The following is an 18,727-nucleotide window of genomic DNA, read 5'->3' as shown; positions in this document are numbered from 1 at the left end:
ACATCCTGTTGATCGAAGACGAAGCCGAGCTGGCCACCACCCTCAAGTCTGCCCTGCAGCGCGAGCGCTACGTGGTGGACCTGGCCAACACCCTGGCGCTGGCCCGGGAGGCAGCCCTGTGCGGCCTGCATGACCTGGTGCTGCTCGACCGCACCCTGCCCGATGGCGATGGCCTGGCGTTGATTTCCCTGCTGCGCGAGCGCAATCCGGGGGTGCCGATCATCGTGCTGAGCGCGCTGGGCCAGTTGCCGGACCGGATTGCCGGCCTGGATGAAGGCGCCGACGACTACCTGGCCAAACCCTTCGCGCTGGAGGAACTGTTCGCTCGGATCCGGGCGGCAGGCCGCCGCCCAAGCGGATTGCAGGTGGAGTCCATCAACATCGGCCGTTTGGTGTTCGACCCCGCCTCGGGCGAAGCCAGTGTAGGCGACCAACGACTGGAGCTGCCGCGGCGCGAGATCCGGGTACTGGCCGCCCTTGCGCGGCGTCTGGGCCGCACCGTGCTGCGCGAATCCATCGAGATGGCGGTGTATGGCTTCGACGACGGCATCCATTCCAACACGCTGGATTCGCACGTCTCGCGCCTGCGCCGAAAACTCGCTGATGCCGATGCCGGCGTGGAGATCCACCCCATTCGCGGGGTTGGCTATCTGATGCGGGAAAGCAAGTAATGGCGCGTCGCCCGTCGTTGAAGCGCCCACTGATCGTCAAGACGCTGATCTACCAGTTGCTGGCCCTGCTGGTGGCGTTCTTCGCTCTGCTGATGGTGCTGGTTCGTGCCGACAGCGGCGGCTACTACACCATCCAGACCTTCGCGCCGGTGGCCGCCGAAGCGGTGCACCGCGACCGCAATGGCGAACTGTACGTCGTGCACACGCCAGAGCTGGCCGAACTGCTGAAGATCGTCCCCGGCGCGTGGTTCATCGCCGAGGACGAGCATGGGCACCATGTCACCTTTGGTCATGTGCCCCCGACCTATGCCTCGCTGGTCGGTGCCCTCGATGGCATCCCCTATGGCGACCTGCGCGGGCGTGATCGCAGTGATGGCCTGGCGGTAGTGGTGCGGCAGCACAGTGGGCCGGCCGGCAAGCTGACCATCATGGCCCATGGCGAAACCGATTCGCTGACCATGCAGATGGCGTTGGCCGCGCACATCATCACCCTGCCGATCTTCCTGTTGCTGGCACTGGCCACCATCATCCTGACCCCGATCATCGTGCGGCGGGCACTGGCCGGCGTCGAGCGCATCGCGCAGGAAGCCCGCAACATTTCGGCCAGCCGTCGCGGCATCCGCCTGACTGAAACCGCCGTGCCGGTGGAGATCGCGCCGCTGGTCACCGCCGTCAACGATGCATTGGGCCGGTTGGATGAAGGGCACGAACGGCAACGCCGCTTCATCGCCGCAGCGGCGCATGAGCTGCGCACGCCGATCGCGATCCTGCGGGTGAAAATCGACGCCGCAGATGATTCGACCTCGCGCAGCCTGGCCGTGGAAGTCGCACGTCTGGCGACGCTGGCCGAGCAGCTGCTGGACCTGCACCGCATGGAAGAGGACGGCCCGAAGGAAACCCTCAACCTGGCCCGTGTGGCCAAACGGGTTGCCGCCGATCTTGCGCCGTTGCTGATCCAGTCGGACAAGACCGTGGCAGTGGCGGTGGAGCCACACTTCCCGGTGCTGGGCGAAGCCGGTGCGGTCGAGCGGGTGATATCCAACCTGGTGTTGAATGCCGCCGAGCATGGGGGCCGCCATATCATCGTGCGGGTACAGGGCAGCTGCCTGGAAGTGGAAGACGATGGCCCCGGCATTCCGGTCGACCAGCGCGAACGCGTCTTCGAGCCATTCCAGCGGCTGCGTCCGCGTCAGACCGGCGCAGGCCTGGGACTGAATCTGGTGCGGCAGGTGATCGACCGTCACGGTGGTCACGTCACGATTCTGGATGCCCCCGGTGGTGGCGCGCTGATCCGCGTCGAGTTCCCGCTGCATCCGGGCGTCACTTCAGCGCCACCGGTAGAGCACTGAAGGCGCCCACACATCCGTGACTGCCGCCTGTCCATGCGCAGCAGACAGCGGCGCAAGGCAAGGTTGCGGCAATGTTCGCTGCGCAGCATCGGGCCGATGGCATCTGTGATGCCATCGCGTTCCGTACTGACAGGAAGCCTGCACGTGACCGAAGGAGTTCCTCCCCCCGCCCCTTCTGCCCGATTCCGCGCGACGCCGGCTACATCCGGCTTGACCGCGGCTGCGTGGAATCGACACTCGCGTGCCGATCGTACGCGCGCGCTGCCGCATTGGCCGCGGTGGCTGCGCGTGATACCCGCAGCGAATCGCCCGGACGTGCTGATGCGTTTATTTGCCGTGCTGTTCCTGCTGCTGCCGGGCGGTGCGCTGGTGATCTCGACGCAACGCCATGCCCATGCAGCCATGGCCAGCGCCGTGCTGTTCTTCGTCGTCGCGCATGCCGCGCTGCATGCGCTGTCGGCATGGCGATCAACCACATCGCGGCTGCTCCCCGTACCTCTGCGCTACATCGACAGGCACGCGGCCTGGACGATGCTGGCAAGCGCGTTGGCACCTGCGTTGATACAAGGCGTGCTCACGCAGCCGACCAGCACGCTTTCTGTCGTGGGGCTGGTGATCGGCGCGCTGTGTCAGCTCTGCAGCGTACTTGTGGCTGCCGACCGCCTGCGCAACGTGCTGCTGGTGCTGGGCAGCGCCTTGCAGTTCATCGCAGCAGCGCTTCTCAGCAGCATGGCCGCGGGCTGACAACCACAGCACCGCCGCAAGGTTCACGCAATCCAGCACCTCGAGACTCGACGGCCATCCACGCCCGGCACCCGGCGCGTGCATCCCTACTGCCGCGAGGACCACCGATGACCTATCCCCTCTGGATGCTGTGCCGATGAGCACCGCACCGCGCAAGCACCGCCGACTGCTGATCATCGCTGGTGCCGTACTGTGCACTGCCATTGCCGCGTGGCTCTGGCTGCGACCCGCGCCGCCGCCACCGATGCAGCTCGCGCCGGTGGTGCGTGGGAACATCGAACAGGTGGTGGAAGCCACCGGCACCCTGAAGCCTTCGCGACTGGTGAGCGTGGGCGCGCAGGTCTCCGGTCGCATCGAAACACTGCACGTAAAGCTGGGCGACAAGGTGAAGGCAGGCGATCCGATTGCCGACATCGATTCCCGTACCCAGCGCAATGCACTGCTGAGTGCGCAGGCGGCACAGCGCACCGCACGCGCCAACCGCGATGCACTGGCCACCGATCTGCGCCAGTACGAACTGACCCTGCAGCGGCAGCAGCAACTGGTGGCATCGCAGCTGGTGGCGCGTGCCGACTTCGATGCTGCCAAGGCCAAGGTGGATGCAACCCGCGAGCAGATCACCGCGCTGGACGGTGAGATCGTGCAGCGGCAGACCGACGTGGACATCGCGCAGACCAACCTGGAATACACCCGCATCACCGCCCCCACCGACGGCACGGTACTGGCGGTCGTCGCCCGCGAAGGACAGACGGTGAACGCGGTACAGAGCGCACCAACCATCGTCATCCTCGGCAACCAGGACGTGATGACCGTCTATGCCGAGATCTCCGAGGCCGATGTTGTGCACACCACGGTCGGCCAGGAAGCCTTCTTCACCATCCTTGGCGACGCGGGCCGCCGTTACAGCAGCACGCTGCGCGACATCGCGCCAGCGCCCGAATCGATCACCAACGAAGATACGTCCAGCCTCGCGTCGCCCGCACTGTCAGCTGGCAGCCGTACCGCCATGTACTACAACGGCCAGTTCGACGTGGACAACACCGACGGCCGCCTGCGCAGCTACATGACCGCGCAGGTCCGCATCGTGCTCGGCCGCGCCCACAACGTGCTGACCATCCCCTCCGCCGCCATGGGTCCGCGGGCCGCCGGCGGCAGCTACACCGTGCAGGTGCGTGGCGCAGATGGGCGCGCCGTGGCGCGGCGTATCACCATCGGACTGGATGACCAGATCCTGGTAGAAGTGCGCAGCGGCTTGAAGGAAGGCGAGCAGGTCGTGCTGGCTCAAGCCGGCGACGAGGCGGCCACCGCGCCCGCGCAGCCCCGATGAGTGCAACGATGAGCGAGCCACTGCTGAGCGTGCGTGGGGTCCGGCGTGAATTCGCCGCCGGTGAACAGACCCTGGTGGTACTGGACGGTGTGGACCTGGACATCCGTGCCGGTGAACTGGTGGCCATCGTCGGCCAGTCCGGCTCTGGCAAGTCCACGCTGATGAACATCCTCGGCTGCCTGGATCGACCCTCTGCGGGCACTTACCAGATTGCCGGCCGGGAAACCGCGCAGATGTCGCCCGACGAGCTGGCCGAACTGCGCCGCGAACACTTCGGTTTCATCTTCCAGCGCTACCACCTGCTGACCGATCTGACCGCGCTTGGCAATGTGGAAGTGCCAGCGATCTACGCCGGCATGCCCGCCGCTGAGCGCCACGCACGGGCCGCCGAACTGCTGGCGCGGCTTGGCCTGGGTGAACGCATGCAGCATCTGCCCGGCGAGCTGTCGGGTGGCCAGCAGCAGCGCGTGTCGATTGCCCGCGCACTGATGAATGGCGGTGCGGTGATCTTCGCTGACGAACCTACCGGCGCGCTGGATACACAGTCGGGCAAGGAAGTGATGAAGATCCTCGGCGAGCTGCATGCCGAAGGCCACACCGTGGTGCTGGTGACCCATGATATGGCCGTGGCCGAGCACGCCCAGCGCATCATCGAGATCCGCGATGGGCGGATTGTCGATGATCGTGCCACGGCTACTGCGTCGGCAACGGCCGTGGCACCGTCCGCTCTGCCGCAACGCGGAGATGGCAGCGGCTGGCAGGCCGTGCGCGATCGCTTCGCCGAGGCCTTCCGCATGGCCCTGCGCGCCATGAACGCACACCGCATGCGCACCTTCCTGACCATGCTCGGCATCATCATCGGCATCGCCTCTGTGGTGTCGGTGGTCGCGCTGGGTACGGGTGCGCGTCAGGCCATCCTGTCCAACATCTCTTCGCTGGGCACCAGCACCATCGAGATCTATCCGGGCTCCGGCTTTGGCGATCTGCACGCGGCGCGGGTAGAGACCCTTACTCCGGGCGACAGCGCAGCCCTGGCCGGGCAACCGTTCGTGGACAGTGCCACCCCTGGCGTAGCCACCACGGGTACCGCCCTGCGCGGCAACCGTTCGGCCAGCGTGCAGGTTCAGGGCGTCAGCGAACAGTACTTCCGCGTGCATGGATTGAAGCTGGGGGAAGGCGCCTTCTTCGGCGCCCCAGGTGTAGCTGGCTACCAGCAGGTGGCGATCATTGATGCCAACACCCGCGCGCGCTTCTTCGCCGCAGCCGAGAACCCCATCGGGCAGACCCTGCTGCTGGGCAACGTGCCGGTGCGCGTAGTCGGCGTGGTGAAGAAGGATGCCGGCGCCGCCGGAGACGCCTCGCTGCTACGGGTGTGGATGCCCTACACCACGGCCATGGCGCGGATGCTCGGCCAGAGCCATGTATCCAGCATCACCGTGCGCGTGTCCGATACGATCAGCATGGAAGCGGCCGAGCAGACCATTACGCGATTGCTGACGCGTCGCCATGGCAGCACCGACTTCTACATGAGTAACAACGCGCAGATCCGCCAGTCGATCGAACAGACCACCGGCATCCTCACCATGATGATCAGCTCCATTGCCGCCATCGCGCTGGTGGTGGGCGGTATCGGAGTGATGAACATCATGCTGGTGTCGGTGACCGAGCGTACCCGCGAGATCGGTGTGCGCATGGCCGTGGGTGCACGCCGCAGCGACATCCTGCAGCAGTTCCTGATCGAATCGGTGCTGGTGTGCCTGCTTGGTGGTGTGCTGGGCATTGGCGTGGCGTTGCTGCTGGGCGCGGCGCTGGCATTGGCCGACGTAGGCTTCAGCCTGGTGTTCTCGGCGAGTTCGATCATTGCGGCGTTCGCGTGTTCCAGCCTGATCGGCATCGGCTTTGGCTTCCTGCCTGCACGTCGCGCGGCGCAGCTGGACCCGGTGGAAGCGCTGGTCCGGTAATCGCTGCAGTTGCCCGCGGCGACGGCAGGTTCGCGCAATATCTGCGGTGTGTACTGCAGCTACCGACGATGTCCGCAAAGGAGCTGGACGATGTTTCTGAAAACAGGAAGGACGGCGCTGCTGCTTGCAGCAGCCGCACAACTGCTGGTGCTGATGCCGTATTCCGGCGATGCCCATGCCCAGCGTGGCGACCGCTACAACCCGCAGTGGAACCAGGACTACCGGGAACGGGATCGCGATGACTGGCAGCGCCGCGAACGCGAGCGGGAGCGCGAACGTGAGCGCAGACACGACGCCAAGACCACAGGCGTGGTGGTGGGCGTAGTGGGTGCGGCCGTGGTGGCTGGCGTGATCGCGGCGGCGGCAAAGCGCGAACGCGAGACCCGTGAGCGCGCCGACTACTGCATGAACCGCTACGGCAACTACGACCGCCGCACTGACAGCTATCGCGACCGCGATGGCTACACCTATCCCTGCCGCTGATCTGCCCTCATTCAAGGACTACACGCAATGCGTATGAACAAGACCGCCCTGCTGATCGCGCTGTGCGCTGCCCCGCTGCTTGCACACGCCGCGCCCGCCGACCCGAAACAAGCCTATATCGATTCCACGTTCACCGCGATGGACAGCAACAAGGACGGTCGCGTCGACAAGGCCGAGTTCAGCGCCTATCAGCAGGCGCGCTTCAGCAAGCAGGCTGACTCGATCGATGCCGCGTTTGCTGCGATGGACAAGAACAAGGACGGGAAGATCAGCAAGGAAGAAGCGACCGTGGTGCCGGAAATTGCGAAGTACTTCACGGGCCTGGACACCGATGGTGATGGCTATCTGTCACTGAAGGAAATGCAACAGGCGATGGTGGCTGCGCAGACGGCGGATGCGCCGACAAAGTAAGTCGCTGGTGTGGCGCTGACGTGATAGGTGGCCACCTGGGTGGTCACCTATCAACGCAATGAAACGCCGCCCGCTCAGGCGGTCATCTTCAAGAAGGTCGGCACTACCCGGTTCCAGTCGAGGTACTCAAGGGGGCCATCAACGGCTGGCAACGATACCAGGCTGCAGCCCGCCCCGATTCAGGTATCCTTGCGCACAGTCAGCCACGCCTTTCTGCGACCGTTGCGGTGCAGCATCGACGTTGCGGACGAACACACGATTCACCATGGATGTTTCAACGTAGTCACAGGGGAAAATGGATGAAGAAGTTCCTGTTCGCGGCGATCATCGCTGCGTCGCTGGTGGGTTGCACCACCAATCCGCCGCTCAATTTCTCGGTCCCGAACGTCGGGGTCAGCAGCAAGAAGATTGATGGCGAGCTGAAATCGTTGACGGTCACGCTCGCACGTCCGGATGAAGCCAAGGGCAAGATTCCCGCACAGGCCCAGCACGAAGTCCCGCAGATGTGGCAGAACGCGCTGACCGAAGCACTGAACAAGATGGCTGTATTCCGCGACGACGCGCCGGTGAAGTTGAGCCTGTCGGTGAAGATCCTGGCCATCGACATTCCCAGCTTCGGTGCCTCGATGACCACCAAGACGATCGCCCGCTACGAGCTGATCGATCGCGCAACCGGCAGCATCGTCTACACCCAGGATGTCAGCGCATCCGGCGAAGTTCCGTTCAACTATGCATTCGCAGGCGTGATCCGTGCCCGCGAGTCGATCAGTCGATCGGCACAGAACAACATTGCCCAGTTCCTGCAGGCTCTGGAAACGGTGGACATCTCCAAGCCGATGTTCCCGAACAAGCAGGAAGCACCGTGAAGCGCCTGCTGCTGACCGCATCCGCTGCCGTGATGCTGACTGCGTGCGCACCGAACGTGCGCACCGACAGCTATTCCATCGGCTCGGTTGGACAGGTCAACCGCACCGTCAGCGGCACGGTCATCAGCGTTCGTGCAGTCAGTATTGACGGTTCGCAGGGCGGTGGCGCCGTTGCCGGTGCTGCCGCTGGCGGCGTAGCCGGCTCCACCATCGGCGGCAGCGACCAGGCGGCGGCCATCGGTGCCATTGGTGGCCTTGTGGTGGGTGCGATTGCCGGTGCGGCTTCCGAGCGCGCACTTTCGCAGGCCAAGGGCCTTGAGTACGTGGTGCAGACGGAGAACGGCAACCTGATGACCGTCGTGCAGGGCCCCGATCCGGTATTCAGTGCCGGCATGCGGGTACTCGTATTGTATGGGTCGCCGTCGCGGATCATTGCCGATCCGCGTCAACCGAAGGCAACCCCGTAGAACCCAACGACGCCCCTTGCTCAGGGGCGTCGTCATTTTCCAGGCACGTTTGAAGCTGCGAAAGGTTTCGCCAGCGATCAGTCTTGCCAGCGGATCCGGCCCGGTACCAGCGCCAGGCGCCTTATCTCCCCTGGAGCAATGACGGTGCCATCCTCCATCTCGACGTGCATCCTGGAGACGTCACCCTCGTGTCCCTGCATGGCAGCGGCAACCAGAATCCTCAATGCACCCGTCCGGACATCGTAGCCGCCGGCGGTGTGCTTCAAGGTTCCCACGCTGTTCCATTCAACTTCCATGACCAACCTTTGGATCCACACGTTTCATGCTGGCATACGCCATGTTACGGGGCGAAGCTGCGGCATGCCGTTTGCGGGCACGCGGCCCGCCCTTCGGCAATACGCTACAAGCGACGTCAAGGCCCCTTATCATGAGGGATTGAGGGCCCAAGAAGCCCAATTGACGCTTGCAAGGCAGTATCTGGATGTCTATGGAATGGCGCCCCTCGGGCTGGGGCCGACGTGTGACTCGTTCGCCCCACTGGTGGCTGCGGCTCGATGGCGAACACGTCGAGCTGAATATCTCGGGCCAGCAGTACCGGCAGCGTGTGGATGACGATCATCGCGTGCAGGTCATTCCAGGCCTGTTCTGGTCACGGGTCGAGCTGCAGACCGGGATTGCAGCTGGGCTGTCAGTAGACGGGCTGCCCAACCAGCAAGCGTCCCGGCTTGCGGCTGCCCTGCAGCAGATGCGCTTTGCGCGTACCACGCGTGGGCGCAGGGCCCTGTTCGACACGATTCTGGAGCAGATCCAGTCGTGGTTGAGCGCAGCAGATGACCTCATCGACCGAGGCAATGCAGGCCGCCGCTGGATCACCCACGAGCAGCAGCAGGCGCTGCTGGCCGAGCGCCCCGCCCTGCCCCTGCAGCCCCGGGAGCTGGAGCAGCTGTTCCTCGATGAAGACGTGCATGAAGATCTGCAAGCGCATGACCATCGCGTCGCGCTGGACGCACTGCACGACTGGAACCTGGATTGGCCCGCCGCCTGGGCCGAAGCCAATGAGACCATGACCCGGCGCGAACTGGTGTTGGCCAAGAACTTCCTGGACCGGGTCGAGAGCAGGCCGCTGACCGAGGAACAGGCACGCGCGGTCATCTGCTTCGACAACCGGGTGCAGGTGGTGGCCGCAGCCGGCTCCGGCAAGACCTCCACGATGGTGGCCAAGGCTGCCTACGCTATCGACCGTGGCTTTGTGGCCCCCGAGCGCATCGTGATGCTCGCCTTCAACAAGGACGCCGCGAAGGAGCTGGAAGCTCGAGCACAGCGATCCTTCCAGCGGCTGGGCATGGGCGATACCGTGGTGGAGGCGCGCACTTTCCATGCACTTGGCCTGTCCATCATCGCCAAGGCGACGGGACGCAAGCCCGATATTCCCGAATGGGCCATCGATGCAACGCTGGGCTTCAACAAGCTGGCCGAGCTGGTGGACGACCTGAAGGACCGTTCGACCCACTTCCGCACCCAGTGGGATATGTTCCGGTTGGTATTCGGGCGCGATCTGCCGCCGCTGGGCACGCAGATGCTGGCCGATGGCTACGACCGAGATGGCACGCCCTATATCCGCACCCTGCAGGGTGAACGGGTGAAGAGCCTGGAAGAGTGCGTGATTGCCGATTGGCTGTTCTACAACGGCGTGGCGTACGACTACGAGCGCCGCTACGAATTCGACACCGCCACCGATACCCATCGCCAGTATCGCCCGGACTTCTATTATCCGGACGCCGAGCTGTACCACGAGCACTTCGCGCTGGATACCGACGGGCAGCCGCCGCAGCATTTTGCCAACTACGCCGATGGCGTGCGCTGGAAACGCGAGCAGCATGCCGCGCGCGGCACTGCACTGGTCGAGACCACCTCGTTCGGGCTGCGCAGTGGCGAGGCCCTGCACCACCTGTCGGAACGGCTGGGCGAATCACGCGTCGAGCTCGACCCCAACCCGGACCGCGAGCTGCCCGATGGCGGCGCAAAGCCCATGCCCGATGCGGACCTGATCGGACTGATGCGCACCTTCATTGCCCATGCCAAGAGCAACTGCCTGAGCCTGGAAGACATGGCCGAGCGTCTGCGGCAGATGCCCGAGGACCAGTTCAAGGAACGCTACCGGCGCTTCCTGGAAATCGCCGGGCCTGTGTTCCAGGCGTGGGACGACGCGCTGGCGGACGAGCGCAGCATCGACTTCGAAGACATGTTGAACATGGCCGCCGGGCTGCTGGAACAGGGCCACTATGAATCGCCCTACGAACTGGTGATGGCCGACGAATTCCAGGATGCCTCGCGCGCCCGCGCCCGCTTGTGCCGCGCCCTGGTCAACCGTCCGGGCCGCTATCTGTTTGCCGTAGGCGACGACTGGCAGTCGATCAACCGCTTCGCCGGCGCCGATGTTTCAGTGATGACCGGTTTCCGCGAATGGATGGGGCACGGCCAGGTGCTGAAACTGGAGCAGACGTTCCGCTGCCCACAGGCACTGTGTGATGTTTCCAGCCGCTTCATCAGCCGCAATCCGGCGCAGATTTCCAAGGGGGTTCGTTCTGCGACGGCGGCGGTTGGCCCGGTGCTGCAGGCGTTCCAGATGAACCGGCGTGAGGAGGTGCAGGATGGTGTTCGCCAGTACCTGTCGAAGCTGCACCAGCAACTGCTGGCGGGTAAGGTTCCGCAGGGCCGCAACGGGCGCGTGACTGTCTTTGTTCTGGGGCGGTATCGCGCGGATCGCGGTGCAGTGCCTTCGGATTGGAAGACGACCTTCGGCAGCACGATGGAGGTCGAGTTCCTGACGGCGCACCGTTCAAAGGGGCGCGAGGCGGACTACGTGATCCTGCCGGGGATGGTGAATCGAAGCTTCCCGAGCTTGCGCTCGGATGATCCGGTGCTTTCTTTGGCGATGCCAGATGGCGATACCTACCCGTTGAGCGAAGAACGGCGGTTGTTCTATGTGGCACTGACGCGTACAAGGCGCTCGGTTGTGATGTTCACCCTGCAGGGCAAGCGCTCGCCGTTCCTGGATGAGCTGGTGAACGAAGGTGCCGTGGAGGTCACCGGGATTTCAGGGACGGCTATCAACGAAGAGCGCTGCCCGGTATGCAAGGTGGGCGTGTTTGTAGACAGAACGGGGCCGCATGGGCCTTTCAGGTCCTGCTCCAGCTATCCGCTTTGCCACAACAGGCCGAAGGGTGGGCGTCGCGGGTGACTGCATACGCGGGCCCTGGAATCCAAAAGACCTGCAGCTGCCAGGACCGGGATGACTTCGGGTGGCCTGCCTGGCGAGATGGAGCTGGACGTCATGACATGGACAGTCCCAGCTCGCACGAGGAAGGCGCCAGTTGAGCACATCATTCCGCCGTGAGCAGCGTCGCTTCGACCGGAGGTGAGCCCCCCACACCGGCGGCTAGACTTCGCCAACTTTTGAATGGATGACCCCATGGAACAGTGGCATCCCGCAACACTGCTGGCGCTGATCCTGCACCAGATCGACGCCGCGTTCTGGCATGAGTGGAACATGTTCCGTGTCCTCGGCGGCGCCCAGCGTCTCCTGGCTTTCAACCTACTCGCCGTGGGCGTCCTGCTGCATGGCTATCGCCAGGTGATGCTGTTCAAACCCTCTGCGAGGGCCCATGACCGTCTTTGCGGAGCCGGAGGCGCGGGCACCGCGCTTGTCCACGTTGCCTTCGCTGCTGCGGGTCATGACGAGTTCCACCTTCCTCTCTTCATCGCAGCCTTGGCTGCTCTCGTTGCCGGTCTCGGCCCGCTCCATCAGAGCCGCCGTGCTTCGACTGCTCATACCCAGGTAGATGGTATGGACTGAAGAAACAAAAGAGCCCCTGTTTCCAAGGGCTCTTCTGAACATCTTGGCGGAGAGAGTGTCTGAATCTAGGGTGTTCCCTAGCTTCCGTGCGCCTTCTGCCACATCTTCCTGACGTCCATGTGCACGCGCGCGTCGCCATCCTGGGATGGCGACACATGCGCGACCTGCCGGCCGCCCCACCGCAGCAACCAGCCGCCCCCCATCTGGACCCAACCAGAGGGTGGTGGTGCTGAGCGGAAGCCTTGATAGCCGTGCGATGGAAGCATGGTCGGAAGGATACGGCCGCACGTCTCAACTGATGCGATTTGCTCAATCGTCAGTCTTAACCGCTCAGACTGGCCTACAGAGCGCCTCTCGCACTTCGCCATAGGAATCGACCTACAGCCGTATAGGCAATTATCTGATTGCTAGCCACCCGGCGCACTGAGATTGTTCGCGTGCTGTGCAGCACTACCCTACTCATGGAGAGACGGAAGTGAATTCGAAGCGAAACGATCGTAGAACTGCCCGCCCAACGTTGCGTCACCGGTTACTGTGCGCATCTCTTCTTCTCATGTCAGCCGGCGTTGCTCAAAATGCCTTCGCAGGCCAGTGGGTTCAAACTGGCCGCGTGCTCCTGCTAGATACCGAGGGTATCGCGCCTTACATCGTCTCGTGGACAAACACGTGCCAGGGTGGAGTGGAAGGACCCTCCGGTCTCTACACCTACGGGGATTGGGGTCCGGAAGGTCTTGGCTCGTGCCCGTCTGACGCGAACACGGGCTGGGCGCAAAATATGGGGGGAAGCTTTGGCTACTGCAGACCCGAACCCGAAAATCTTGGCGGGGGCTACTCCTGCACCGAGTACTCGCACACGTTCGGCGGCCAAACTTACACGGGAGCAATTCCGGCAACGTGTAACGTGCCTGGGACCTATGCCATCAGCTACATGCGACGCGCAGAGCTTGTGTATTCCGGTAACGGAAACATGCCCAATGACTACTACGACCGGACCAACGAAGTCTCTGCCGAGTTCTACTGCCAGTAGTCCGTGACCAATTGGCGGAACTGAATTCTCATACGGCTCGAAAAGCCATTGATCCACATCTGTACTACATGAAGAGCTGTCTCCGCGTAAGCATCGCTAAATCCAAAAGGAAATGGAAATGAAGCGTCTTCGTATTGTCGGAATTGCTGCAGCTGCGCTGCTTTCGTTTTACTCCAGCCATGCGCTGTGTTCTTCGGAGTTGGCGGAAGAGGACAACAGCACTCCGATAGCTACATACTCAAGGATGTTCGGGGTATCCAAGATTGAGGCTCAGCAGCGATTCCTCATTATGGCGGAATCGACCAAAGTACAAGAGATCCTTCGAACCAAGTATCCAACGACGTTCGGCGGCCTGTATGTGGAGCACCAGCCCCAATTCCGTGTTGTTGTACGTTTCACAGAGTCCCCGGTAGAAAGTCTGCGCGCAGTGACCGCGGACCCCGCCTTCGTTGCCCTGCCAGCATCCCATTCGTTGGCTGAACTTAGTACGGCTCAACAAGCCGTCGGTGAGGAGCTCCATCGAACTGGGATCAATTTCCTCTCACGTCTGGACCTGGAGCATTCAACCGTTGAATTTTCCGTTGAAGATCCGCAGGCTGTGGAGCAGCCCATGCGGTCCCTACGGTCTGAAATTCCGTTCATTCGATTCAAGAAAACCACTGGCTTCTTGGAGACCACGCTACTGGAAATTTCGTTGGACTCCGCCCAGAAGCTCAGGGAGCCACCGGGTTCCTACTGTACGAGCGGGTTTGGCGTTAAGAGTGGCACGACTCGCGGCATCACTACAGCCGGGCACTGCGATAACACGTTGACGCATAGTGGAAACCCCCTGACCTTTCAGGCCGAAAAAAAATCGGGCTCAGAGGACATTCAATGGCACACGTATCCAGACACGAGCCGATATCACTACGTTCCCTCCCACCGCGTCGAGGCAGGATCTCAGAGCCGTCTTATGGTCGCCGTAAGGCCGCGCTCAGGGATGAAGGTGGGGGACATTGTGTGCAAATATGGAAAATCAACGTATGAGACGTGCGGTCTCATCAGCGATCTTAAGTTTCAAGCAAACTTTGAAAACGCAATCGGAGAGTTCGTTCGGGTGGTGAGCACCGAAGGCCGCACCATGACGGATTATGGTGATAGCGGTGGCCCTGTCTATGGAACGCAGACGCCTGACGGGCGCTTCTACGACACCGCTTACGGCATGGTTCATGGGCGCGGCAATGCAGGGACAGAGTACTATAAAGATCTCTTCTTCATGCCTACCGACTACTTCGCCAGTTTGGGCCTGCAGATCCTTACCACTGCGGATGATCCGTAACTCAAAGAGGAACCCCCGGCTCGCCGGGGGTTCTTTTCTCGAATCCGTCGGTGCAGTTGGCTATTGGACAATGCTCGTAAACTGGTCTACACCCTGTTGGCATGAATAGCCCAGGGTTCCGCAGACACCTCGCAGCCATAAACTACGGCTTAGGCGGAGGTGATTATGAGCGTGAAGCGGTACACAGATGAGTTCAAGATCGAGGCAGTTCGGTCGTCCGGCATCGGAAGCTGCCGAGCGACTGGGCGTGTCGATCCACAGCCTTTACGGTTTGAGGCGGCAGCAAGGCAAGGGTGATGTTGGTCGGCGGGTCGAGCACCTTCTTCGCAGGAACTGATCATTTGCGTCCGCGCCGATACGCTTCTGATTCGCGACTTCGATTTGCGCGGCGCAATAGCACATGACGGCGACCTGGACTCAGCAGGTGACCACAGGATTTGGGGTTGCCATTTCTCAGCGCACCCAGATGGCTACTGATCTACTCGGAGGACTCCACGCCTTTTCGGATCCTTGAGCGGCGCCAGCCGCCATGCGACTTGAAGTAGCCGGTATCTCCGGTGAACGAGTACCTAAGCCCAGCCCACGCCGCCCTTAGAACCGGAGCGTGCCAGCCGCGCGCCTTCTGGTAAGCGTAACGATAAGCCTCCATCACTGCGGCCGCTGTCGTCGCGCTGAGCGCCGCCTTGCAGCCGCCTTAAAACACAGCGCGGCTCCATGGATTACCGCCGAGAACGCTGGCTACCAGCGCCGCGCCGCCTAGAGAAATGAGAAGCTTCAAAGCGGAGTCCTACAAAACCACGGGGAGTAGACCATTGAGCACCCAGCAGTCCCCTTCCGCTATGTCCTGAACATTGCCGCCAGGGCATGAACGCGATGTGAAATCCACTCCAGGTCAGCCCAGCACCGATTCCACCAGCACCTGGCCATAGCGCGCGAACGCCGCCGGGCCGGGATGGTTGAACAGCGCGGCAGCCCCCAGCGAGTCTGGACTGGCGCCCATGCCGCCCAGCTGCTCATCCACGACGATCCAGTGCTGCGGAGCGAACGCTGCCCCTGCCTCGACTGCCGCACGCCGCAGCACCCTGTTGGTGTAGTTCCAGCTGGACAGGGCCGGCCCATCCACCACGTTGCGGCGCGGCACGGACATGATGACCACCTCGATACCGACCGCCTTCGCCTGGGCGGCGATGCTCTTGATGTTGGCCAGCGTAGTGGCCTGTCCCAGCTCGTTCATGCCGAAGTGCAGCAGGCATCGTCGCCCGCGCCGGTAAGCGCTGGGGCCTGCTCCCCTATCAGGTCGTCGTCGCGGCCAGCTTCGCCTCCAACGCCGTTCTGCGGCACGGTCAGAGCGCTGCAGGCGCTGTTACCACCATTCGGAGCGCAGCGCGCGTAAGGGTAGGTGCCGCATGAGCGCATCCCTCAGCCACCACTCCGATATTCAGCGCGCTGCAACTGTCCCAGACAATTGCCTGCTATGGCGAGCACTTCTTCGCGTCACGAAGCCCTTTCTCAACCGCAGCAGAAACAGCCTGCACAAGATTTACCCGATCCCGATCGATATCAGCTTGTTTTTGCTGCGTGGCCGCCTCATCGAGCTTGCGCCGATGTTCTTTGGCACCGTCATTCCACCGGACTGCGAGAACGTTCAACACCAGCGAAAGGACCAAAATACCCAAAATGGCCCAGAGACGCCGTTTGGACGCCTTGCCATCCGTTCTCTGCGGCCTAAATCCAGTAATGAAACTGATGGCGGGGCAAGACGGTACGGCGATAGCAGCGACTATCAGAAAGAACGACGCCCATTCCGCCGAGATTCCAGGCACGTAGGCAACAAGTGGATCCATTGCGAGAAAGAGGATCGCCGGGCCCGTCGCGAGCGCCGCAAGGGCAACGACCGCATCGGCGATCTCCTTAAATCCACGGATAGGCCCCGGTATCTCATTGGCAGACGGGGACGCTACGGAACCGATGCTCATGCTGTCTTCCTTGAATGTATGAGCCTCAATGCTCGCATGCGTCTTTGGCCCGGAAAAGTCAGGTGAACCACTACAGCCCGAAGCATCCGGCTTAGCTCTGACGACGCGATCAAATGTTCGCTCCCGACTACTGCCCCCTGTCCTGCGCTCTCCCCCTGTAGCGCAGGAAGCCCGCGCCGGCCGGGTTACACCAGCCGGCAATCCATTCCAGGAGTCCAGCGTGCGTAATCAGCTCGACATCTTCGACCACGACCCAGCCCGCATGGCCGCGGCCAACCGCGCCGCCGCCGAACGCGCACTGCACGACGTGCAGTTCACCGCCACCGTCCGGCAGGAGCGCCACGAGTACTACGTGGGCGAAGCCGAGCGCTGGGAACACCTCGCCGCCCACAGCGCGCGCTCCGCCAACAGCAAGGACATGCAGGCATGAGCAACGACAACGAGAAATCGGGACACGTGCAGCAACCAATTTGCAATTGGTCACTGCTCGCCTCTAGCTCTTCACGCGGCCGATCTGGACTCTTCTGCTACGGCGAGAATCTCACCTATCAAGGCCCTAGCTTCTGCAATCCAGTCATCTCGAATTGCCCAAGTCATCCTGAGCGTCACTTCATCGGGTGCCACAGCGATTCTCCGAACCTGTCTGACTACCATGCCGGCCCGCGCAACGATTCCAGTCATAGCGATAGCCCTCGCAGGGTCAAGCTTCCAGGCGATCCTCTGCACTGCCTGAAGCTGTGCATCTACACCCTCAACCAATTTGAGAATTGCCTGCTGCGCCTGCTTGTCTGGCAGTTCGCCAATAAGTGCGTGGACGACGCTGCCAATGTCTGCTTGCGCACGATGAAGCAAAGGCGCGAGGCTAACGAACGCCACATGTGCGGCAACCGCATCCTTTTCGGCATTCGACTGTTCCTTCTTGCGACGGTCTCGGATATCAACTGTCGAAATCCAGAGGGCAGCCCACGCGGCAAAAAACGTAGCAATTGCACCAAGCCAGCCCCCCAAGGCAGCAATGGCGCTCCAGTCGAATCGACACAGTTCACCCGAGACGCAAGGGACCATAACCTCTGCTACGAGCATCGAAATCCACTCCTTGGAGACGATGGACATTCTGCCACGGCGACAGAACGCATTGAGATCGCCCGTTATTGCAAGCTGCTTAACGGTGCGTGTGGAGAAGCGCATGCCTAAGCTGCTGCCAATTCTTGTGGCCTGTGAGTACAGCGACACCGTGGCGTCGGCCTTCCGCACCTTCGGCTTCGATGCCCGAGAAGGAACGGTCGCGCTTCGACCCAGCGATTGCCGCGGCGATGGCGCAGCAGTGGGGCGGTCATATCCTCAGACCAAGAGCGGACACCCGCACATTCGTGCCGCTGCAACTGGAGCAAGCCGCATGAGTTCGATGAACCTACCAACCGTCCGAGCCGCAGTGGTCGACGCCACCAAAGCGTCATCGCCGGTCGCTGCGGTAGTCGGCGCCATGCGTCGTATCGATCCGGCGGGCGGCCCCGTGGCCGCCGACCAGGTCCGCGCCTGGGCCGACACCCTGATGGCCGAGCTTTACTCGGCACACGTCGCTCGCTGGGAGTACCGCCATGCAGACGACTTCGCCCCCGGATGCTGGGCAGAGGCCAACGCGGAACAGGTCTACTACGGCCCGCAGCGTGGCCTGGTGATACGCGCCCTGTTCGACAAACCGCGCGTGCCGCAGCCTGAGAGGGAACACGTATTCCAGAACCGCACCTGCACCAGGTGCGGCGACCCCGAAGAATGGGCCGGGCCGGACTGCGTGCCGCTGGTGCAGGAAGTGGATCCGCGCGCCCGGCTCCCCTTCGATCCGCGCTGGCTGGTCCAGCCGCTGCAGTGGCTGCGTGACGCTCCACCCCAGCTCAACCAATACGACAGGCGCCACAGGTCCAGACAGGCCGCGTTCCTGCTGGAAAAGCTGGAAGCCCACATTGCGGAGTGCGAGAAGCCATGACACAGCGACAGATCAGCCATCCCGAAGGGCTTCCGCCCTGCGCCGCCGGCCCCCGCGCGCGCCACATCCACGACATGCGCTGCACCAGCGCCGGCGGTGGCCACCTGGTCGAATGCTGCTGCAGATCGACCGGCAAGAACGCGGACCCCGATGCAGCGCTGGCCGAGTGGCGGCGGCGGGCACTGTGGATACAATCCGAGGTGCAAGGCTGGGTTCGGCAGCAGATAGCGCTGAATCGGCCTTCGCAGGTGGATGGGTAAGCGGGCGGGTAGCAATTGCTGAGACAA

Annotated in this window: 19 protein-coding genes and 1 pseudogene; 16 read left to right on the top strand and 4 right to left on the bottom strand. The window is 62.8% G+C overall.

Translation table 11 applies throughout. From position 1 onward, the window contains the following. Positions 1–2 precede the first annotated feature (2 nt). The 9 genes from GIW57_RS10190 (at position 3) to GIW57_RS10150 (ending at position 8,279) form a co-directional block, all read left to right on the top strand. Complete coding sequence (locus GIW57_RS10190) at positions 3–671, top strand: response regulator transcription factor (protein WP_236510468.1); 669 nt, start codon at positions 3–5, stop codon at positions 669–671. After that, positions 671–2,020 (top strand): HAMP domain-containing sensor histidine kinase, encoded by a 1,350-nt coding sequence (locus tag GIW57_RS10185; protein ID WP_100460370.1) that lies wholly within the window; start codon positions 671–673, stop codon positions 2,018–2,020. Before GIW57_RS10190 ends, GIW57_RS10185 begins: the two co-directional genes overlap by 1 nt. A 144-nt stretch (positions 2,021–2,164) precedes the next feature. Further along, positions 2,165–2,764: a hypothetical protein gene (locus GIW57_RS10180; protein WP_236510465.1), complete on the top strand. Its 600-nt coding sequence runs from the start codon at positions 2,165–2,167 to the stop codon at positions 2,762–2,764. Positions 2,765–2,900: 136 nt separating this feature from the next. Continuing rightward, a complete protein-coding gene (locus tag GIW57_RS10175; RefSeq protein WP_236510463.1) occupies positions 2,901–4,091 on the top strand; it encodes an efflux RND transporter periplasmic adaptor subunit in 1,191 nt (396 codons plus the stop codon). Further along, positions 4,088–6,052 carry a MacB family efflux pump subunit gene (locus GIW57_RS10170; RefSeq protein WP_236510460.1) on the top strand — a complete coding sequence of 655 codons (1,965 nt, stop codon included), beginning with the start codon at positions 4,088–4,090 and terminating at the stop codon, positions 6,050–6,052. Before GIW57_RS10175 ends, GIW57_RS10170 begins: the two co-directional genes overlap by 4 nt. Before the next feature lie 90 nt (positions 6,053–6,142). Next, on the top strand, positions 6,143–6,535 hold the full coding sequence (locus GIW57_RS10165) for a hypothetical protein (protein WP_100460373.1): 393 nt from the start codon (positions 6,143–6,145) through the stop codon (positions 6,533–6,535). A gap of 33 nt (positions 6,536–6,568) precedes the next feature. Continuing rightward, positions 6,569–6,946 carry an EF-hand domain-containing protein gene (locus GIW57_RS10160; RefSeq protein ID WP_236510457.1) on the top strand — a complete coding sequence of 126 codons (378 nt, stop codon included), beginning with the start codon at positions 6,569–6,571 and terminating at the stop codon, positions 6,944–6,946. A gap of 299 nt (positions 6,947–7,245) precedes the next feature. Next, the gene (locus tag GIW57_RS10155; RefSeq protein WP_100460374.1) at positions 7,246–7,812 is read left to right on the top strand and encodes a UDP-N-acetylglucosamine acyltransferase; all 567 of its coding nucleotides are present in this window, start codon (positions 7,246–7,248) and stop codon (positions 7,810–7,812) included. Further along, positions 7,809–8,279, top strand: a complete 471-nt coding sequence (locus GIW57_RS10150) for a hypothetical protein (protein ID WP_229978641.1) — start codon at positions 7,809–7,811, stop codon at positions 8,277–8,279. The genes GIW57_RS10155 and GIW57_RS10150 overlap by 4 nt, the downstream gene beginning before the upstream one ends. Before the next feature lie 77 nt (positions 8,280–8,356). Here the strand turns inward: GIW57_RS10150 and GIW57_RS10145 are convergent, their stop codons facing one another. Continuing rightward, positions 8,357–8,575: a hypothetical protein gene (locus GIW57_RS10145; RefSeq protein WP_236510455.1), complete on the bottom strand. Its 219-nt coding sequence runs from the start codon at positions 8,573–8,575 to the stop codon at positions 8,357–8,359. A 191-nt stretch (positions 8,576–8,766) separates the two neighbouring features. On the opposite strand from GIW57_RS10145, the gene GIW57_RS10140 reads away from it, so the two are divergent. From GIW57_RS10140 to GIW57_RS10125, 4 genes and pseudogenes are all read left to right on the top strand, one after another. Next, positions 8,767–11,520 carry a UvrD-helicase domain-containing protein gene (locus GIW57_RS10140; protein ID WP_236510452.1) on the top strand — a complete coding sequence of 918 codons (2,754 nt, stop codon included), beginning with the start codon at positions 8,767–8,769 and terminating at the stop codon, positions 11,518–11,520. Positions 11,521–11,751: 231 nt separating this feature from the next. Beyond that, positions 11,752–12,135: a DUF6713 family protein gene (locus tag GIW57_RS10135; RefSeq protein ID WP_236510449.1), complete on the top strand. Its 384-nt coding sequence runs from the start codon at positions 11,752–11,754 to the stop codon at positions 12,133–12,135. A gap of 1,145 nt (positions 12,136–13,280) precedes the next feature. Then, positions 13,281–14,480 (top strand): S1 family peptidase, encoded by a 1,200-nt coding sequence (locus tag GIW57_RS10130; RefSeq protein WP_236510446.1) that lies wholly within the window; start codon positions 13,281–13,283, stop codon positions 14,478–14,480. A 165-nt stretch (positions 14,481–14,645) separates the two neighbouring features. Then, positions 14,646–14,796: pseudogene (locus GIW57_RS10125) on the top strand (transposase); the annotation flags it as partial. Positions 14,797–15,372: 576 nt separating this feature from the next. Here the strand turns inward: GIW57_RS10125 and GIW57_RS10120 are convergent. Beyond that, on the bottom strand, positions 15,373–15,714 hold the full coding sequence (locus GIW57_RS10120; RefSeq protein ID WP_236510443.1) for a hypothetical protein: 342 nt from the start codon (positions 15,712–15,714) through the stop codon (positions 15,373–15,375). 238 nt (positions 15,715–15,952) lie between these two features. Next, entirely contained in the window at positions 15,953–16,456 is a 504-nt protein-coding gene (locus GIW57_RS10115; RefSeq protein WP_100460389.1) for a hypothetical protein, read from the bottom strand. Positions 16,457–16,676: 220 nt separating this feature from the next. On the opposite strand from GIW57_RS10115, the gene GIW57_RS10110 reads away from it, so the two are divergent. Beyond that, complete coding sequence (locus tag GIW57_RS10110; RefSeq protein WP_236510440.1) at positions 16,677–16,886, top strand: hypothetical protein; 210 nt, start codon at positions 16,677–16,679, stop codon at positions 16,884–16,886. Positions 16,887–16,957: 71 nt separating this feature from the next. Here GIW57_RS10110 and GIW57_RS10105 read toward each other — a convergent pair whose 3' ends face one another. After that, complete coding sequence (locus GIW57_RS10105; RefSeq protein WP_236510438.1) at positions 16,958–17,644, bottom strand: hypothetical protein; 687 nt, start codon at positions 17,642–17,644, stop codon at positions 16,958–16,960. Between GIW57_RS10105 and GIW57_RS10100 the strand changes: the two genes are divergently transcribed. Further along, a complete protein-coding gene (locus GIW57_RS10100) occupies positions 17,643–18,440 on the top strand; it encodes a hypothetical protein (RefSeq protein ID WP_236510435.1) in 798 nt (265 codons plus the stop codon). The two genes, GIW57_RS10105 and GIW57_RS10100, sit on opposite strands and share 2 nt — an antisense overlap. After that, entirely contained in the window at positions 18,437–18,700 is a 264-nt protein-coding gene (locus GIW57_RS10095) for a hypothetical protein (RefSeq protein WP_236510431.1), read from the top strand. Before GIW57_RS10100 ends, GIW57_RS10095 begins: the two co-directional genes overlap by 4 nt. The last annotated feature ends 27 nt before the right edge of the window (positions 18,701–18,727 follow it).

The sequence above is a fragment of the Stenotrophomonas sp. PA-6-5C genome, from assembly GCF_021605635.1.
Taxonomy (GTDB): Bacteria; Pseudomonadota; Gammaproteobacteria; order Xanthomonadales; family Xanthomonadaceae; genus Stenotrophomonas; species Stenotrophomonas lactitubi.
The sequence above is the reverse complement of the archived record's forward strand: the minus strand, read 5'-3'. Positions and strand labels throughout refer to the sequence as shown.

Excerpts from the sequence above, each read along its gene's own strand:
- GIW57_RS10185 (WP_100460370.1), top strand. The coding sequence starts at position 671 with ATGGCGCGTCGCCCGTCGTTGAAGCGCCCACTGATCGTCAAGACGCTG.
- GIW57_RS10175 (WP_236510463.1), top strand. The coding sequence starts at position 2,901 with ATGAGCACCGCACCGCGCAAGCACCGCCGACTGCTGATCATCGCTGGT.
- GIW57_RS10170 (WP_236510460.1), top strand. The coding sequence starts at position 4,088 with ATGAGTGCAACGATGAGCGAGCCACTGCTGAGCGTGCGTGGGGTCCGG.
- GIW57_RS10165 (WP_100460373.1), top strand. The coding sequence starts at position 6,143 with ATGTTTCTGAAAACAGGAAGGACGGCGCTGCTGCTTGCAGCAGCCGCA.
- GIW57_RS10160 (WP_236510457.1), top strand. The coding sequence starts at position 6,569 with ATGAACAAGACCGCCCTGCTGATCGCGCTGTGCGCTGCCCCGCTGCTT.
- GIW57_RS10155 (WP_100460374.1), top strand. The coding sequence starts at position 7,246 with ATGAAGAAGTTCCTGTTCGCGGCGATCATCGCTGCGTCGCTGGTGGGT.
- GIW57_RS10145 (WP_236510455.1), bottom strand. The coding sequence starts at position 8,575 with ATGGAAGTTGAATGGAACAGCGTGGGAACCTTGAAGCACACCGCCGGC.
- GIW57_RS10140 (WP_236510452.1), top strand. The coding sequence starts at position 8,767 with ATGGAATGGCGCCCCTCGGGCTGGGGCCGACGTGTGACTCGTTCGCCC.
- GIW57_RS10135 (WP_236510449.1), top strand. The coding sequence starts at position 11,752 with ATGGAACAGTGGCATCCCGCAACACTGCTGGCGCTGATCCTGCACCAG.
- GIW57_RS10130 (WP_236510446.1), top strand. The coding sequence starts at position 13,281 with ATGAAGCGTCTTCGTATTGTCGGAATTGCTGCAGCTGCGCTGCTTTCG.
- GIW57_RS10120 (WP_236510443.1), bottom strand. The coding sequence starts at position 15,714 with ATGAACGAGCTGGGACAGGCCACTACGCTGGCCAACATCAAGAGCATC.
- GIW57_RS10115 (WP_100460389.1), bottom strand. The coding sequence starts at position 16,456 with ATGAGCATCGGTTCCGTAGCGTCCCCGTCTGCCAATGAGATACCGGGG.
- GIW57_RS10100 (WP_236510435.1), top strand. The coding sequence starts at position 17,643 with ATGCCTAAGCTGCTGCCAATTCTTGTGGCCTGTGAGTACAGCGACACC.
- GIW57_RS10105 (WP_236510438.1), bottom strand. The coding sequence starts at position 17,644 with ATGCGCTTCTCCACACGCACCGTTAAGCAGCTTGCAATAACGGGCGAT.
- GIW57_RS10095 (WP_236510431.1), top strand. The coding sequence starts at position 18,437 with ATGACACAGCGACAGATCAGCCATCCCGAAGGGCTTCCGCCCTGCGCC.